15 protein-coding genes and 1 rRNA gene are annotated in these 16,579 nt (G+C 72.3%); 2 read left to right on the top strand and 14 right to left on the bottom strand.

The window, feature by feature from the left end:
* Positions 1–25 precede the first annotated feature (25 nt).
* From QSK32_RS00085 to QSK32_RS00040, 10 genes are all read right to left on the bottom strand, one after another.
* On the bottom strand, positions 26–1,138 hold the full coding sequence (locus tag QSK32_RS00085) for a glycosyltransferase family 4 protein (RefSeq protein ID WP_285470866.1): 1,113 nt from the start codon (positions 1,136–1,138) through the stop codon (positions 26–28).
* A gap of 26 nt (positions 1,139–1,164) precedes the next feature.
* Positions 1,165–2,727: a murein biosynthesis integral membrane protein MurJ gene (gene murJ / locus QSK32_RS00080; protein WP_285470865.1), complete on the bottom strand. Its 1,563-nt coding sequence runs from the start codon at positions 2,725–2,727 to the stop codon at positions 1,165–1,167.
* Positions 2,724–3,557, bottom strand: a complete 834-nt coding sequence (locus QSK32_RS00075) for a hypothetical protein (protein ID WP_285470864.1) — start codon at positions 3,555–3,557, stop codon at positions 2,724–2,726. Before QSK32_RS00075 ends, murJ begins: the two co-directional genes overlap by 4 nt.
* 25 nt (positions 3,558–3,582) lie before the next feature.
* Positions 3,583–4,512 carry a copper transporter gene (locus QSK32_RS00070; RefSeq protein ID WP_045742218.1) on the bottom strand — a complete coding sequence of 310 codons (930 nt, stop codon included), beginning with the start codon at positions 4,510–4,512 and terminating at the stop codon, positions 3,583–3,585.
* Between the two features lie 7 nt (positions 4,513–4,519).
* A complete protein-coding gene (gene steA / locus QSK32_RS00065; RefSeq protein WP_211275363.1) occupies positions 4,520–5,713 on the bottom strand; it encodes a putative cytokinetic ring protein SteA in 1,194 nt (397 codons plus the stop codon).
* A 64-nt stretch (positions 5,714–5,777) separates the two neighbouring features.
* The gene (gene recN / locus QSK32_RS00060; RefSeq protein WP_045742219.1) at positions 5,778–7,535 is read right to left on the bottom strand and encodes a DNA repair protein RecN; all 1,758 of its coding nucleotides are present in this window, start codon (positions 7,533–7,535) and stop codon (positions 5,778–5,780) included.
* A 62-nt stretch (positions 7,536–7,597) separates the two neighbouring features.
* Positions 7,598–8,485 carry an NAD kinase gene (locus QSK32_RS00055; protein ID WP_045742220.1) on the bottom strand — a complete coding sequence of 296 codons (888 nt, stop codon included), beginning with the start codon at positions 8,483–8,485 and terminating at the stop codon, positions 7,598–7,600.
* On the bottom strand, positions 8,482–9,357 hold the full coding sequence (locus tag QSK32_RS00050) for a TlyA family RNA methyltransferase (protein ID WP_045742221.1): 876 nt from the start codon (positions 9,355–9,357) through the stop codon (positions 8,482–8,484). Before QSK32_RS00050 ends, QSK32_RS00055 begins: the two co-directional genes overlap by 4 nt.
* A gap of 31 nt (positions 9,358–9,388) precedes the next feature.
* Positions 9,389–9,673 (bottom strand): hypothetical protein, encoded by a 285-nt coding sequence (locus QSK32_RS00045; protein WP_045742222.1) that lies wholly within the window; start codon positions 9,671–9,673, stop codon positions 9,389–9,391.
* A 4-nt stretch (positions 9,674–9,677) separates the two neighbouring features.
* A complete protein-coding gene (locus tag QSK32_RS00040; RefSeq protein WP_285470863.1) occupies positions 9,678–10,277 on the bottom strand; it encodes a phasin family protein in 600 nt (199 codons plus the stop codon).
* 95 nt (positions 10,278–10,372) lie between these two features.
* On the opposite strand from QSK32_RS00040, the gene QSK32_RS00035 reads away from it, so the two are divergent.
* The gene (locus QSK32_RS00035) at positions 10,373–10,708 is read left to right on the top strand and encodes an SCP2 sterol-binding domain-containing protein (RefSeq protein ID WP_045742224.1); all 336 of its coding nucleotides are present in this window, start codon (positions 10,373–10,375) and stop codon (positions 10,706–10,708) included.
* Between the two features lie 51 nt (positions 10,709–10,759).
* Here the strand turns inward: QSK32_RS00035 and QSK32_RS00030 are convergent, their stop codons facing one another.
* From QSK32_RS00030 to QSK32_RS00020, 3 genes are all read right to left on the bottom strand, one after another.
* Entirely contained in the window at positions 10,760–12,040 is a 1,281-nt protein-coding gene (locus tag QSK32_RS00030; RefSeq protein ID WP_285470862.1) for a methyl-accepting chemotaxis protein, read from the bottom strand.
* A 135-nt stretch (positions 12,041–12,175) separates the two neighbouring features.
* On the bottom strand, positions 12,176–13,180 hold the full coding sequence (locus QSK32_RS00025) for an HAD-IIA family hydrolase (RefSeq protein WP_285470861.1): 1,005 nt from the start codon (positions 13,178–13,180) through the stop codon (positions 12,176–12,178).
* Entirely contained in the window at positions 13,177–14,208 is a 1,032-nt protein-coding gene (locus QSK32_RS00020) for a tetratricopeptide repeat protein (RefSeq protein WP_245673930.1), read from the bottom strand. The genes QSK32_RS00025 and QSK32_RS00020 overlap by 4 nt, the downstream gene beginning before the upstream one ends.
* Between QSK32_RS00020 and QSK32_RS00015 the strand changes: the two genes are divergently transcribed.
* Complete coding sequence (locus tag QSK32_RS00015) at positions 14,167–16,176, top strand: hypothetical protein (RefSeq protein ID WP_285470860.1); 2,010 nt, start codon at positions 14,167–14,169, stop codon at positions 16,174–16,176. The genes QSK32_RS00020 and QSK32_RS00015 overlap by 42 nt on opposite strands.
* A gap of 67 nt (positions 16,177–16,243) precedes the next feature.
* On the opposite strand, the gene rrf is transcribed toward QSK32_RS00015, so the two are convergent.
* Positions 16,244–16,360, bottom strand: a 5S ribosomal RNA gene (rrf, locus tag QSK32_RS00010).
* Positions 16,361–16,579 lie beyond the last annotated feature (219 nt).

Raw genomic sequence — 16,579 nt, 5'->3', positions numbered from 1 at the left:
CAGGGCCGCCGCTCGGTGCGCCGGGTCACCGGCGGACCGCCGCGATCTCCGCGTACGCCGACCGCACGTCGTCCACCACGGCCGGCTCATCCGGCCAGGTCGCGGCCTGCCGGGGTCCCCGGGCCGCGTAGTCGGCGCGCCGGCGCGGGTCGCCGAGAAGGTCACGGACCGCCGCGTCGAGGGCGTCCAGGTCCCGCGGCGGGATCTGCACCGCCGCGTCGCCGACCAGACCGGGCAGCCCGCCGACCGCGGTGGTGATCAGCGGGACGCCGGCGCGCAGGGCCTCCTGGGCGAACAGCTGACGGGCCTCCCAGTCGCTGGTGATCACCGCGAGGTCGGCGCCGAGGAGCAGGTCGGGCACGTCGGTGCGGTGCCCGAGCAGGTGCAGCGGGGCGTGCAGGCGGGACGCCTCCTGGGCCAGGTTCATGTAACTGGGCCCGGAGCCGGCCACCACGACCACCGGGGCCGGGTCCAGGTCCCGCCAGCGGGCGGCGCCCTGGACCAGCAGGTCGTAGTGCTTCTGCGGGTGCAGCCGGCCGACCGAGAGGATCAGCGGGGTGTCGCCGCGCAGCCGGAACTCGGCGCGGACCGCGGCGCGGGTGCGCCGGGGTGCCCCCATCGCCGGGGCGGCCACCGGTCCCAGCCGGGCGCTCTTCGCGCCGAGGGCGAGCGCCCGTTCGACCAGGTCCTCCGAGGCGCCCAGGGTCAGGTCGGCGTTGCGGGCCACGATGCGTTCCAGCAGGGCACCGGCCTGGCCTTTGAGACCCCGCGCGAGCACCGCGTTGTGCCAGGTCACCACCAGAGGTACGCCGGTGCGCGCCAGCGACACCACGAACGCGGCCCGCAGCCCGTGCGCGTGGATCACCTCGGCGTCACGGCCGGCGATGGCCTTGCGTAGTTGCCGGATCGCGCCGGAGTCCTGCGGGCCGGGGTCGGCCGGGATCTCCACCGCGGCGAAGTCGACGCCGGACGTGCTGAGCCCGAAGTGCTCGTCGGTCGCCGCCGGGCCGCAGACCAGCACCCGGCAGCCGGCGGCGGCGAGGCCGCGGGCCAGCGAGGCGACGTGCCGGCCGATCCCGCCGGTGCTGGATCCCAGCACCAGGACGACCGAACCCCGCCAACCGTCGTCGCTGCTCACTGATGATTCCTCTCCGACATGAACCGTCACCGCCGGCCCAGTTTCGCGACCAGCGGCCCGAGGTCACGCCGGTCCAGCGCGAACGCCACCGCGGCGAACACCGCCGCGACCACCACACCGCCCAGCATGCCTTCCACGAGGCCGCCGAGCACGCCCGGGGTGGGCCAGAAGGCCGCCTCGAGGCCACCCACCGTCCCCCACCCGGCGAGTCCGGCCAGCGTCCCGGCGACCACCGCGGCCGGGACCGCCCGGCCGAGTCCGGCGAGCGCCTCCGGTCCGGCGTGCCGGCGGACGGCCAGGACCAGCAGCACCCCGATCACCGTCATGCCGATCGCGTTGGCCAGGCCCAGTCCGAACAACCGTGCGGCGCCGGTGGAGGTCGCGGTGACCACCACCACCGCGAGACCGGCGCACAGCCAGCCGACGAGGGAGGCGACCGCCGCGGCGACCGTGGCGCCGCGGGCGTACAAGGCCCGGGACAGCAGCGCGAACAGCGCGTACCCCAGCAGACCGGGAGCGAAGCCGACGACCGCCGCCGCGGCGCTGGGCGCGCCCATCAGCAGGGTGGCCGGCCCGGCGAGACCGCCGAGGGCCGCCGCGCCGAGGCCGGCGAGCAGGACGATCGACCGGGCGGCGCCGGCGAGCGTGGAGGCGAAGCCCGGTTCGTCGCCGCGGACGAAGGCCTCCGCCAGCCGCGGGTACGCCGCCGTCGCCAGCGGCACCGCAAGGACCGCCCAGGGCAGCAGGAAGACGGTCTGCGCCCCGGTGTAGGGGCCCATCTGCCGGGCGGCCAGCAGCAGGATCAGCCCGACCAGGATCTGCTGCGCGCCGACGGTGACCGCGCCGGCCCAGCCGAGACGGATCGCCTGCCGGCCCTCGTCACCGGGGAACCGGAGGGCGGGCCGCAGGCGCAGCCGCAGCGAGCGCAGCGGGATGAACAGGCAGAACGCGAGGACCACCACGCCGAGGGTGGTGCCCACCGCCAGGATCAGCTCGCCGGTGGTGGACAGTCCGGGGAAGCCGGTACGCGCACCGTCGACCCCGGCATAGGTGAGGTACGCCGTCATCACCGTCACGCTGGACAGCAGCGGGGCGATCACCGGCCAGGCGAAGCGCCGGTGCGCCTGCAGCGCGCCGGTGAGCACCACCGCGATGCCGTACAGCGGCAGTTGCGGCGCGAACCAGCGCAGCATCCGGGCCGCGACGTCCTGGTGTTCCGGGGAGATCCCGCCGAACATCCCGGTGATCGGCCCGGCGGCGAGCGCGACCACCACGGCGAGCGGCACGGTCAGCACGAGCATCCAGGTGAGCAGCGCGGAGGTGATCGCGGAGACCCGTTCCCGGTCGCCGGCGCTGATCGCGGCGGCGAGCAGCGGCACCACCAGGCTGGCCAGCGCACCTCCGGCGACCAGCTCGAAGACGATGTTGGGAACGGTGTTGGCCGAGGCGTAGACGTCCGGCAGGTTGCCGTCGCCGCCCTCGCCCACGGTGTAGAAGAAGATGAGTGTGCGGACGAACCCGGCCAGCCGGGCCACGATCGTCAGGACCGTGATCAGCGCCGCCGCACCGGCGATTCTGGCGCTGGTCACGAAGAGGGTGGCCGCCGGCCGAGCTCGTCGACGTACCGCAACCACGGTGTGTCCCCGATGACCTTGGTGAAGCTGACCTTCTCGCTGGCGGCGGTGAGCGATCCGAGCACCGCCAGGGCGGCGAGCCGGCCGGACGTCGAGGTCCGCGCGGTCAGCGTCACCCCGAGGAGCGCGCCCAGCGCGTTCGCCCCGGCGTCGCCGAGCATGATCTCCTCGTTCAGGTCGGCGGGCAGCAGGGCCGCCCCCGCGCTCAGGGTGCCCGCGGCCATCGAGGCGTGCCGTCCCACCGCCAGCGGCGCACCGAGGATCAGCCCGGCTTTGATCGCCCGGCCCGGGCGCAGGTCGAGCAGGTTGACGAAGTTGGCCGCGCCGGCGATCACACCGGCCCCGAGGAGCACGTCCACGCCCCGGCCGAACCGTCCGGGGCGGCTGCTGCCGATCAGTGCGGACGCCACCAGACCGGCGGCGCCCACCCCGGCGATCTTGACGAGTCCGCTGGTGACCCGGCCCTCGCGCAGCGCACCGAGGTGCCCGGCGAAGCCTTTCGCCGCCTTCTGCTCGGGCCGGTTGCCGACGATGTCGTCGTAGAACCCGACCGCGCCGCTGACCGCCCCGGCGGTGAGCGCGGCGGCCGCCAGCCGGCCGGTCGTCGCCCCGGCGGCCGCGCCCAGGGTGGCCCCGGCCGCGAGTGCCGGGCCGCCGGCCAGCGTCACCGTCCGGCCCTGGAAGTTGGTCCGGTGCAGCTCGGCGGCGTGCGGATCACGGCGGACCCAGGCTAGTGCGGCACGCGCCACGGACGCGCCGATCCCGAGCGAGCGGAGGTAGGCCATGGCTGACGAGTCTGCCAGACGACGGCTACGGAGCGGTGGACGGCACGATGGAGGTCGCCCCCGTGCCGAGGCCGTACTGGCCGACCCGGTTCTGCACCAGCCGCTCGACGGTCGCCATCGCGGTGGCCACCTGCCCCTGGACGGTGCCGACGTTGTCCACCGTGGAGATCTGCTTGACCAGGGTCGCATCGCTGCGGACACCGGCCACCAGGTTGCCGTCACCCGCACCGTCACCGGCCACCACCAGCATCCGGTTGGTGCCGAACTGGCCGGCCACGGTGACCGCCGACTGCGCCTTGCGGGTGGCCTCCTTGTCGGTGGCGGGCGCCCCGGCGACCAGCACCACGGCTTCGGCGCCGCCGAGCGCCCCGTCCTCGATGGCGATGTAGCCGGCCTTGGTGAACGCGGTCAGCACCGCGGTCACGTCGGCGGCGGCGGGCGTGGTCGTGCCCTGCATGATCGTGAGCGCGAGGAGTGCGCTGGCGGTCTCCACCCCGTCGCTGTTCAGCGGCAGGCCGGTGACCGGGATGGTCGGCTGCGACGACTGGTCGGCCAGGTCGAGCAGCTCGTTGGCGTACCCCGGATCGAAGAACTTGTCCTCGACGGTGATCCGCGCGGTGATCGTGGCGCCGGCCACGCCGAGCTGGGTGACCACGCCCTCGGCGTAGTCCTGCGCGCCGGGCAGCGCCACCACGGCGATGCGGCGGGTGGCCAGCTTGCCGCTGAGCAGCCACGGCGCGATCTCGCCGGCGAAGTCCTGACTGCGGTTGACCTCCTCGCGGAGATTGTTGACCTGCTCGCGCTTGACGCTGTTGTCCTTGTTCAGCTCGGCGAGATTGTCACGCAGGTTCTCCGAGACCGGGCCGTTGAGCGCGGAGGTGCCCACCACCAGGCCGATTGCCAGCGCCAGGAAGACCGCGGTGAGCGACACCACGTGGTACCGGAAGTTGATCACAACGCCCTCAAAGAAGATTGCCGAGCTGGAAGACCAGATTGTCCCACCACTCGGACACCACGGTGAGATACGCCCGGCCCACCGTCGACACCGCCACCGCCGAGGCCATCGCCGCCATCGCCGAGAGCACCAGCAGCAGCAGCGCCGAGCCGGAGATGTTCTGCCGGTAGAGGCGGCTGACGCCCTTGGCGTCGACCAGTTTGCCACCGACCTTGAGCCGGGTCAGGAACGTCGAGGCCATGCCGCCGCGTCCCTTGTCCAGGAACTCGACCAGGTTGGCGTGGGTGCCGACGGCGACGATCAGCGACGCGCCCTTCTCGTCGGCGAGCAGCATCGCGAGGTCCTCGCTGGTGGCCGCCGCCGGGAAGGTCAGCGCCTCGACGCCGAGGTTCTTGACCCGCTGCAGGCCGGGTGCCCGGCCGTCCGGGTAGGCGTGCACCACGACCTCGGCGCCGCAGCGCAGCACGTCGTCGGTGACCGAGTCCATGTCCCCGATGATCAGGTCGGGGGTGTAGCCGTTCTCCACCAGCGCGTCCGCGCCGCCGTCGACGCCGATCAGAACCGGCTTGTACTCCCGGATGTACGGCCGGAGGACGTCGAGGTCCTCCTTGTAGTCGTAGCCGCGCACCACGATCAGCACGTGCCGGCCGCCGATGCGGGTCTCCACGTCGGGCACGCCCACGCCGTCGAGCAGCAGGTCGCGTTCCTGCTTGAGGTATTCCATGGTGTTCGCGGCGAACGCCTCGAGCTGCACCGACAGTCCCTCGCGGGCGTCGGCCATCGACTTGGCCACGGTCTCCGCGTCCTGCCGGTCACCGGTGGCCACCGGCTCGCCGTCGAGCAGCACCACGCCGCCCTCGATGCTGACCGTCTGCCCCTCACGCAGCCCCTGGAAGACGTCCTCGCCGAGGTTGTCGACGAGCACGACGCCGCCCTGGATCAGCACCTCGGGGCCCAGGTTGGGGTAGCGCCCGGAGATCGAGGGCTTCGCGTTGAGCACCGCGGTGACACCGCAGGCCACCAGTGAGTCGGCGGCGACCCGGTCCAGATCGACGTGGTCGATCACCGCGATCTCGCCGGGCCGCAGCCGGCCGGTCATGCGTTTGGTCCGCCGGTCGAGGCGGGCGACACCGGACACCGATCCCGGCTCGGTGCCGCGGGACCGGCGCAGGGTGGGAATGGGAAGTCGCATCCCGGCCATCCTGACATGCCGCCGCATGCGTTCCCCCCACGACATGCGCCAGCTCACCGACAAAAGGGACTTATCATCCACGCTTTTCCCGAGACGCTACGGAGAGCAACTCCTCTGCGTGGGCGATACCCAAATCGGAATCCGGCAAACCCGCCAGCATCCGGGACAATTCCCGAGCCCGTTCGGTCTCCTCCACGATCCGGACCCCACTCGTGGTAATCGCTCCGCCGGTGTCCTTCGCGACCACCAGGTGGCGATCGGCGAAAGCGGCGACCTGCGGCAGGTGCGTCACGACCAACACCTGATGGGTACGCGCCAAGCGCGCCAGCCGCCGGCCGATCTCCACCGCCGCCGTCCCGCCGACACCCGAGTCCACCTCGTCGAACACCAGCGTCGGCGGCCCACCCGCCCCGGCGAAGACCACCTCGATGGCCAGCATCACCCGGGACAGCTCACCACCGGAGGCGCCCTTCTGCAGGGGCAGCGCCGGCGCACCCGGGTGGGCCAGCAACCGCAGCTCCACCTCGTCCGCGCCGTCCGCCCCGGCCACCAGTTCCTGCCCGTCGACCGTCACCGACGGCTCGTCCTTGGACGGTGTGCGGGTCAGCACCGCCACCTCGACCCGCGAGTGCGGCATCGCCAGACCGGCCAGCTCCACGCTGACCGCCTCGGAGAACCGCCCCGCGGCCTCCCGGCGCGCCGCGGTCAGCCGGCCGGCCAGCTCGCCCACCGACGCGGCCAGCCGCTGACGCTCCCGGTCGAGTTCCTCGAGCAGTTCGTCGGAGGTGTCCAGCTCACTCAGCTTGGTGCGGGCGTTCTCCGCCCAGACGATCACGCCGTCGACGTCGTCCGCGTATTTCCGGGTCAGCGCCCGCAGCGCCGCCCGCCGCTCGTAGATCGCCTCGAGCCGGGCCGGGTCCGCGTCGAGTGTGCCCAGATAGGCCGACAGCTCCGCGGAGACGTCACCGACCAGGGTCGCGGCCTCCTCCAGCCGGACGGCCAGGTCACCGAGCGCCGGATCCACTCCGGCCTGCCCCTCGAGGGTGCGCCGGGCCGTGCCCAGCAGTTGCGTCGCGTCCGGGGTGTCGTCGGCCGCCTCCACGCCGCCGGCCAGCGCCTGCGCGGCCAGCGCCGCCGCCACCCGCAGACCTTCGGCGTGCTCCAGGCGCTGCAGCTCGGCCCGCAGGTCGTCGTCCTCACCGGGCTGCGGGTCGACCCGGGTGATCTCGTCGAGGCCCAGCTTGAGCAGGTCGGCCTCCTGCGAACGCTGACGCGCGTTGCGCCGCCGGTCGGCCAGATCCTCGCTGACCGCACGCCAGCGGCCGAACGCCTCGCGGTAGGTCTCCAGCAGCTTCTCGTGCTCGGGACCGGCGAACCGGTCGAGCGCGGACCGCTGCTCCGACGGGCGCAGCAGGCGCAGCTGATCGGACTGACCGTGCACGGCCAGGATCTGCTCGCCCAGCTCGCTGAGGGTGGACACCGGCATGCTGCGGCCGCCGACGTGCGCCCGGGACCGGCCCTCGGCCGTCACCGTGCGGCTGAGCAGCACCGAACCGTCGTCGTCGGCCTCGCCGCCGGCGTCGGTGATCCGGGTGCGGACCGCGTCGCCGAGGGAACCGCCCAGTTTCAGACGGCCCTCGACCACGGCCCGGCCCGGGTCGGCACGGACCCGGCCGGCGTCGGCCCGCCCGCCGAACAGGAGTCCGAGGCCGGTCACCACCATCGTCTTGCCGGCACCGGTCTCACCGGTGATCACGTTCATTCCGGACGCCAGGCGCAACGTCGTGTCGTCGATGACGCCCAGCCCGGTGATGCGTAGTTCCTCCAGCACAGGCAGACAGTAACGGTGCCCACCGACAATTGCCCACCGGGTGTTCCGGCAGGCCCGGACGATCAGCGCCGGTTACCCCGCCAGCCGACCACCGGCAACTCGAACTTCGCGACCAGCGTGTCCGTGAACGGGCGCGGCGCCAGCCGGACCAGGCGGACCGGCAGCTTCCCGCGCTCGACGGTCACCTGTGAACCCGGCGGCAGATCCCAGGTGCGTCGTCCGTCACAGCAGAGCACCGCAAACGACGTGTACGGATCGACGGTCAGCACGAACGTCGATGTCGGAGCGGTCACCAGCGGCTTGCTGAACAGGGCGTGCGCACTGATCGGCACGAGCAGCAGCGCCTCCACCTCGGGCCAGACCACCGGTCCGCCGGCCGAGAACGCGTACGCCGTCGAACCCGTCGGTGTGGCACACACCACACCGTCGCATCCGTAGCGGGAGAGCGGCCGGCCGTCGACGTCGACCATCAGCTCGAGCATCTGGGCCCGCTGACCCTTCTCGACGGTCACCTCGTTGAGCGCCCAGGACTCGGCGATCAGCCGCCCGTCGTACTCGGCCCGGACGTCCAGGGTGAGCCGCTCGTCGACCGCATACTCACCGGCCACCACCTCGGCGACCGCCTCGTCGATGTGGTCGATCTCGGTCTCCGCCAGGAAGCCGACCTTGCCCATGTTGATCCCGAGCAGGGGCGCCTTCACCGGCCGGGCCAGGTCGGCGGCACGCAGGATGGTGCCGTCACCACCCATCGCCAGCACGATCTCCACACCCTCGGCGGCGTTCGGGCCGTTGACCGACTGCACGCCGGGCGGCAGGTCCAGATCCGCGACCTCCTCGGCGATCACCCGGACCTCGAAGCCCGCGGCGATCAGGTCACGCGCGACCGCTCTGGCGTGCTGCGTGCTCTGCCGGCGCCCGGTATGCGTCACCAGCAGGGCCGAACGCGTCATTTCTCCTCCATGAGAGCAGGCGTCTGATTGATGTCGGTAACCGCAGAGTTCTCCGGTTCGGAGGAACCTACCCCGCCGCCCGGACCGGCCTCGACGACGGTCTCCACCCGATCCCGGTCGGCCGGCGGGGCGTCCCGCCGGAACCACACGAAGAACTCGACGTTGCCACTCGGACCGGGCAGCGGACTGGCCGTCACGTCCCGCACGCCCAGGCCCAGGGCGGCCGCGGCCGCCGCCACGTCCAGCACCGCCTCCGCGCGCAGCCGCCAGTCACGGACCACACCACCGGTGCCGACCCGCTCCTTGCCCACCTCGAACTGCGGCTTGACCATCAACGCCAGATCGCCGTCCTCGGCGGTGCACGCGGCCAGCGCGGGCAGCACCAGCCGCAGCGAGATGAAGGAGAGATCGGCCACCGTCAGGTCGACGACACCGCCGATCGCCTCGGGGGTCAGCGTGCGCACGTTGGTGCGCTCGTACACGTCCACCCGGTCGTTCGTGCGGATCGGCCAGGCCAGCTGGCCGTACCCGACGTCCACCGCCACCACCCGGTCCGCGCCGGCCCGGAGCAGGACGTCGCTGAACCCGCCGGTGGAGGCACCGGCGTCCAGGCAGCGCCGGCCCTCGACCGGCAGAGCGAAGGCGGCCAGCGCACCGGCCAGTTTGTGCCCGCCCCGGGACACGTACTCCGTCTGGGGATCCTCGCCGGTCACCACGACCGGGTCGGCGGTGTCCACCATCGCCGCCACCTTGTGGGCGACGGTGCCACGCACCTGCACACGGCCGGCCGCGACCAGAGCGGCGGCCTGTTCCCGGGAACGAGCGAGCTTACGACGGACGAGCTCCGCGTCGAGACGCACACGGCGGGCCATCAGTGTCCTTATTTTCGAGTACGGAACAGAATCAGCGGTCGATGCTCGCCAGGGTCTCCTGGAGCACCTGGTGCGCGGCCTCGAACTCGGCGAGTTGTTCGGCCGGCGCCAGACGCGCGGCATTGGCGAGCGACCGTAACACCGCGTCCACCGCGGGATGTCCGGTGTCCTCCCCTTCGCCCAGCGGTGTCAGCCCGCCCGGCGCCGGGACGTGCAGGCCGGTCAGCTGCGTCTGCGGCGGCCGGGGGCCACCGGGCGGGGGTCCGGGACGGAAGCCGCCGGGGCGCGGCCCGGGCTGCGGGTTCGGGAACGTCACGCGGTCACGCCTCCATGTCGTCAGCCGGCTTGGCGGCGGTCTTCTTCGCGGCGGTCCTCTTCGCGGCCACTCTCTTGGCCGGTACGGCCTTCTCAGCCGGTACGGCCTTCTCGGCCGGTACACCCCTCTTGGCCGGTACGCCCCTCTCGGCCGGCACGGCCTTGACAGGTGCGGTCTTCTTCACCGGAGTGCGCTTCCGGGCGGGCGTGGCCTTCGCCGCCGCGATCTTCCAGGCCGGTGCTGCGCCCGTCGCCGCGGCACCACCGGCAGCGTCCGGGACCGTCTCCGCCGCGTCGGCCCGGGCCTGCGCCTCCCGCAACCGCCGTTCCAGATCGCGTACGCGCAAGGTGAGGTCCGCCACCTCCTCCGCGGTGGCCAGCCCGACCCGCCCGAGGGCCCGGTCCACTTCGTAACGCACGATGGTCGTCAGCGCCTCACGGTTGGCCCCGCCGGTCGAGAGCAGGTCCTCCACGAGACCCTGCACCTGTGCCGCCGTCGCCCCGCCACGGGTGAACAGTTCCCCGGCGACCTGCTGCGCCTTCTTCCGGGGCGCCTCGGTCAGGCCGAGGGCCAGGTCCAGATAAGCACGCCATGGGTCCGGCATGTTCCGGTCTCCTCTCGCCGCGTCGGGTGCCACGCTACCGGGCACTACCGTGGAACTCCTGAGGTACCGTGCTGGTGTCGCGAGGGAGGATGCCGATGGCCACCGTGGACGAGTGCCGCCAGGCGTTGCACGATCTGGCCGCCCGGTTGGCGGCGAACGCCGAGGCGCAGGGTCGTCTGGATCTCGACCGGACGCTTGCCTGCCGGGTCACCGACCTGGACACCGCCTTCCACGCCCGGCTGACCGGCGGCCGCCTGGTCGACATCGCCGACGGCGACGACCCGAAAGCCAAGATCGCCCTGATCTCCACCGGCGACGACCTGATCGCCCTGGTCAAGGGCGGCCTGGACGTCACCCGGGCGATCGCGTCCGGGCAGGTGCGCATCAAGGCGAATCCGTTCGACCTGCTCAAGCTCCGCAAACTCCTGTAAACGATCACTCCGGCCGGGCGCCCGGGGATACGGACGCCGGCCGAAGATCGTTCACCGGGTGGCGGCGAGCGTCTCCAGACCGCGGAGCACCTGGTCGGCGGCCGCCGTCGCGGTGGACAGCTGACTGGTCACCTCGCTCAGCACCGCCGCCTGTTCCTCCACCGACGACGCGATGTTCAGCTGCAGCTCGTGGATGTCGTCGACCGCACCGGCGGTGGCCGCGAACGTGTTCGCCACGTCGCCGGTCTCCGCCACGATCGCGGTGATCACCTCGTTGACCCGTTTCACCGACGTCGCCGTCTCCTGCGCCAGGTCCTTCACCTCACCGGCCACCACCGCGAAGCCCTTGCCCAGTTCACCGGCGCGGGCCGCCTCGATGGTCGCGTTCAGCGCCAGCAGGTTGGTCTGTTCGGCCAGCGACGCGATGATCGCGTTGACGTCGGCGATCTCCCCGACCGACCGTTCCAGCTGGCGCACCTTCGCCGTCGCCGAGGTGGCCGCGTCCTGCCCGGTGGCGGCGGTACCGGCGGCCTGCGCGGACCGCTGCGCGATGTCGTGCACCGAGGCGGTCAGCGCGGCCAGCTCGTTGTCCACCGCGGCCACCGCCGAGATCGCCGCGTGCGCCTCCGCGCTGATCCCGGCCACCTCACCGGCGAGCCGGCGGGAGTCTTCGGCGGCCTGCTCCGACCGGCTCCGCAACTCGTCGGCGGCCTGGTCCCGGTTGGCCTGCTCGGCCCTTTCCACCTCCCGCCGCGCCTGTTCGGCCTGCTCGGCGAGCATCTCGTTCTCCCGTTCGGCCTGCTCGGCGAAGTGCCAGAACACCACGATCCCGATCACCTCGAGGGTGAGCAGCCCGGCGTGCACGACGACCAGCCCGATCGCGGACGAGATCGGCAGGTGGTGCATGCCGAACACCCGGCCCGGCGCCACCAGCCCGAGCACCCCGTGGTGCACCACCACCGCCAGGATCGACAGGACCAGGGGTGACCACTGCTGGTACAACGCCACGAAGATCAGCACCGCGTACAGGTGGATGTGCGCGGACATCGCCCCACCGGACAGCTCGATCGCGACGAACGTGCACCCGATCAGCCCCACCGCGGTGACCTGTGATCGGGCCCGGGTCGACGGCAACGCCCGCGAGCAGCCCGCCCAGGCCGCGACGACCACCGCCAGCAGCACCGTCTCCCACGGCGGGCGCGTTCCCAGGAAACCCACCACCAGGAACACCGGCACATGGCACCAGAGCAGCCGTTCGATGATCCGGTGTCGTGCCTGCCAGGATGCGTCGGAGAGCCGGGCGCCGCGCGGCAGGGACGAGGATGTGCTCACGCTCTCCTCTTCGACCGCGAACCACCAGAAATGACCCCGAAAACACCCACAGTGCCAAAAGGTGGAGACAGAAAAGGCGCGGCCGCGGCCGCGCCTCTGGATCTCCTCTTCACGGTACGCGGTGAAGCGCCGTCCTCAGACACCCCAGCCGGTCAGCAGTTCACCCGCCGCGCCCGATCCCGCCTCGACGGCGTGCACCGGAACCCCCGACCAGGTCACCCCGCACAGCAGACGCAGCGCATCGACCGGTTCACCGGAACCGTGCAGGATCGCCCGGTCGCCGTCCCGCTCGACCCGCCAGCCGCCCACGGTGTCCCCGTCAGCCGGCACCACCGCGCCCGACGCCGGCCGGAACAACCCGGACAGGTCGGCCGCGACATACGTGGGACGCCGTTCCGGGGCGGCGACCAGCAGGTCCGCCGGACCGCTCACCCCGGTCAGCACGAGCAGACTGTCCATGCCCGCGGCGACCGCGCCTTCGATGTCGGTGTCCAGCCGGTCACCGATCACCAGCGGCTTCCGCGCCGACGCCTGGGCGGCGGCGGTGTGGAACAGCCCCGGCTGCGGCTTGCCGACCACCACGTCCGGATCCCGGTCCAGGGCGGTCCGCAGCACCGCGACCAGCGAGCCGTTACCCGGCAGCGGACCGCGCGGACTGGGCAGGGTCCGGTCGGTGTTGGTGGCGAACCAGACGGCACCGGCCCGCACCGCGAGCGACGCCTCCGCCAGTTCCTTCCAGCCGACCTCCGGCCCGTACCCCTGAACCACCGCGACCGGCTCCCCGGCGAGCGAATCCACCGGGTTCAGGCCGGCGTCCCGGACCTCGGCCCGTAACGCCTCCGCGCCCACCACCAGCACGTTCGCACCGGCGGGCAGGCGCTCGGCAAGGAGAGCGGCGGCGGCGCCGGCCGAGGTCGAAACCTCGGCCGGCGCCGCACTCACACCCATGCCGTTCAACAGCGCAGCGACGTCGGCGGCCCGGCGGGACGCGTTGTTCGTCGCGTACGCGATCGCGGTCCGGTCGGTACGAAGGCGTTCGACCGCCTCGACCGCGCCCGGAATCGGCGTGTCGATCAGAAAGACGACGCCGTCCAGGTCGAAGACACAGAGGTCGTAACCGGCCGCGAGGTGATCACTCATCCCTGCGGGCGCTCGTCCCGGTCGTCGGCCTTCGCCACGAACTCGTCGGCGTCCGCCTTGTCGTCCGCGCCGGCGGCCTTCTCCGGCTCGAGGAACGCCGGGGCGACCACGGCGCCCGGCTTCTCCGGCGCCTCCGCCTTGACGGTCTCGGACTTCTCAGCCTTCGCCGAGGTGTCCGCCACGGTCTCCGCCGGGGCGTCCGCGGTCTTCTCCGCGGCAACGGTCTTCTCGGCGGCGACGGCGTCGGTGTTCACGTCCGTGTCGGCGACGGCCACCGGCTCGGTGTCGTCGTCCTCCTCGAACTCCTCGTCGTCCTCGTCCTCGAAGTCCTCGTCACCCTCGTCGTCGGTCGCGGTCTCCGCACCGCCCTCACCGATCGCCGCCTCGGTCTCGGACTCCTCGTCCTCGTCCGCGTCGTCGCCCTCGATGGTCACGCCGTCGAGCTCGAGCAGACGCTCGGCCGCGTCGGTCAGACCGTCCTCGTCGACGGCGGCGGCACGAGCGAACCACTCCCGCGCCTCGTCCCGGCGACCACCGGCGAGCAGGGCGTCGGCGTACGCGTACCGCAGACGTGCCGCCCACTCCGCGTCGTCGTTGCCCGTCAGTTCCTTGACCTGCAGCATCGCCGCGGCCGCCTCGTGCTGACCCAGGTCGCCCCGGGCGCCGGCCGCCACGATCAGCAGTTCGATCGCGCCCGCCTTCTCCAGCGTTGCCGTGTCGGCGCCGCGGAACAGGTCGATCGCCCGCTCCGGACGGCCCAGCGCACGCTCGCAGTCGGCCAGCTCGGCCAGGTGCGTCTGCTTGCCGGTCATCCGGTGGTAGGTGCGCAGCTCCGCGATGGCGGTGGTCCAGTCACCCGCCGCGTACGCCGCGAGGCCGACGGCCTCCCGCACGACCGCGATCCGCGACGCGAGCCGGCGAGCGGCGATCGCGTGCTGCAGAGCCAGTTCGGAGTCCTCGTCGATGATCTGGCCGGCCGCCACCAGGTGCCGCGCGACGTTGTCCGCGGCCTCCCGGGACAGGCTCACCAGCTCCGAGCGGACCTCCTCGTCGAGGTCGGTCGCGACGACGTCCGCGGGCAGCTCCGGAACCCGGAAGCCCTGCTGCGTCGCGTCGTCCTGCGGACGCTCGTCCCGGTCACGCCCACCCTGCTCGCGGCCGCCCTGGTCGCCGGCGCGGTCCCGGTCGCCCCGGAAGCCGCCCCGGTCACCCCGGTCGTCGCTGCGGAACCCACCACGGTCACCACTCGGCCGGTCGCCGCCGCGGTATCCACCCCGGTCGCCGGTCGGACGGTCGCCACCCCGGTATCCGCCACGGTCACCACCGGGCCGGTCGCCGCTCGGACGGTCGCTGCCGCGGTATCCACCCCGGTCGCCGCCACCCTGGTAACCACCACGGTCACCACTGGGACGATCGCCACCGCGGAACCCACCGCGGTCGCCACCCGGACGGTCGCCACCACTACGGAAGCCACCACGGTCACCACCGGGACGGTCACCGCCACGGAAACCACCGCGGTCGCCGCCACCCTGGTAACCACCACGGTCACCACTGGGACGGTCACCACCGCGGTATCCACCCCGGTCGCCGCCACCCTGGTAACCACCACGGTCCCCGCTCGGACGGTCCCCACCACGGAAGCCGCCACGGTCGCCGCCACCCTGGTAGCCACCACGGTCACCACTGGGGCGGTCGCCGCCACGGAAGCCGCCACGGTCACCACCCTGGAAGCTCTGACGCGGTCCACGGTCGTCGTTGCGGAACCCACCGCGGTCACCACTGGGACGGTCCCCACCGCGGTATCCACCCCGGTCGCCACCGCCCTGGTAACCACCACGGTCACCGCTCGGCCGGTCACCGCCGCGGAACCCACCGCGGTCGCCACCCGGACGGTCGCCACCACTACGGAAGCCACCACGGTCACCACTCGGACGGTCCCCACCACGGAAACCGCCGCGGTCGCCGCCACCCTGGTAACCACCACGGTCACCGCTCGGCCGATCGCCACCACGGAAACCACCGCGGTCGCCACCACCCTGGTAACCGCCGCTCGGACGGTCACCACCGCGGAACCCTCCACGGTCGCCACCACCCTGGTAACCACCACGGTCACCGCCCGGACGATCGCCACCGCGGTATCCACCCCGGTCGCCACCACCCTGGTAGCCGCCACGGTCACCACTCGGACGATCGCCGCCACGGAAGCCGCCACGGTCACCACCCGGACGGTCGCCGCCACGGAAGCCACCGCGGTCGCCACCCGGACGGTCGCCACCACTACGGAAGCCACCACGGTCACCACTCGGACGGTCCCCACCGCGGAAACCACCCCGGTCGCCGCCACCCTGGTAACCACCACGGTCACCACTGGGACGATCGCCACCGCGGTATCCACCCCGGTCGCCACCTCCCTGGTAGCCGCCGCTCGGACGGTCCCCACCACGGGAGATGCCCCGGTCGCCGCCACGGTCCTCGCTGCGGAACCCGCCACTGGGACGGTCACCACCACGGAAGCCGCCCCGGTCGCCACCACCCTGGTAGCCGCCACGGTCACGGTCGCCACCGCGGAAACCACCGCGGTCGCCGCCACCCTGATAACCACCACGGTCACCACTGGGACGATCGCCACCGCGGTATCCACCCCGGTCGCCACCACCCTGGTAGCCGCCACGGTCACCGCTCGGCCGATCGCCGCCACGGAAACCACCACGGTCGCGGTCGCCACCACGGAATCCACCGCGGTCGCCACCACCCTGGTAGCCGCCACGGTTGCGGTCGCCGCCCCGGAATCCTCCGCGATCACCGCTCGGGCGATCGCCGCCACGGTCACCGCGGCGCGCGTCGGCGCCACCGTCGCGACTGCGGTCGGAGCGACCGTCGTCGTCGCGCTTGCTGGAGCCGCCGTCCTGCGGTCCTGTAGTCACGGATTATTCCTTCCAAGTACGGCGGCGGGCCCTCGGTCCGGGCGGCCTGACCTCAACACACAAAGTTACTAGGAGACTTGCTCGTAAACGCAGTCGAGGGCCGACCCCGAGCTGGGGCGGCCCTCGACCGATAAGTTTAGTCCGGCGGCGTCCTACTCTCCCACACCCTCCCGAGTGCAGTACCATCGGCGCTGGAGGGCTTAGCTACCGGGTTCGGAATGTAACCGGGCGTTTCCCCTCCGCTATGACCACCGAAACACCTTTCAGCAACAGCGAAGAACCAGCAACCTGACTTCTCCGAGCCCGCCGGCGCCGACAAGTCGACACCAACCGGACCCTTGAAAATCGGGGTGGTTGTTCGTTTGCTGTGAATCACACAGTGGACGCGTAGCACAAAGTTTAGGGTGGTTAAGCCCTCGGCCTATTAGTACCGGTCAACTCAACACGTTACCGTGCTTACATCTCCGGCCTATCA

This window comes from Actinoplanes sp. NBRC 101535, assembly GCF_030269225.1.
GTDB classification, from domain to species: domain Bacteria; phylum Actinomycetota; class Actinomycetes; order Mycobacteriales; family Micromonosporaceae; genus Actinoplanes; species Actinoplanes rectilineatus.
The sequence above is the reverse complement of the archived record's forward strand: the minus strand, read 5'-3'. Positions and strand labels throughout refer to the sequence as shown.

What these genes read in the sequence shown, in the direction of transcription:
- QSK32_RS00075 (WP_285470864.1), bottom strand. Translation starts at nt 3,557, where the DNA reads ATGGCCTACCTCCGCTCGCTCGGGATCGGCGCGTCCGTGGCGCGTGCC.
- steA (WP_211275363.1), bottom strand. Translation starts at nt 5,713, where the DNA reads ATGGCCGGGATGCGACTTCCCATTCCCACCCTGCGCCGGTCCCGCGGC.
- QSK32_RS00055 (WP_045742220.1), bottom strand. Translation starts at nt 8,485, where the DNA reads ATGACGCGTTCGGCCCTGCTGGTGACGCATACCGGGCGCCGGCAGAGC.
- QSK32_RS00050 (WP_045742221.1), bottom strand. Translation starts at nt 9,357, where the DNA reads ATGGCCCGCCGTGTGCGTCTCGACGCGGAGCTCGTCCGTCGTAAGCTC.
- QSK32_RS00040 (WP_285470863.1), bottom strand. Translation starts at nt 10,277, where the DNA reads ATGCCGGACCCATGGCGTGCTTATCTGGACCTGGCCCTCGGCCTGACC.
- QSK32_RS00035 (WP_045742224.1), top strand. Translation starts at nt 10,373, where the DNA reads ATGGCCACCGTGGACGAGTGCCGCCAGGCGTTGCACGATCTGGCCGCC.
- QSK32_RS00025 (WP_285470861.1), bottom strand. Translation starts at nt 13,180, where the DNA reads ATGAGTGATCACCTCGCGGCCGGTTACGACCTCTGTGTCTTCGACCTG.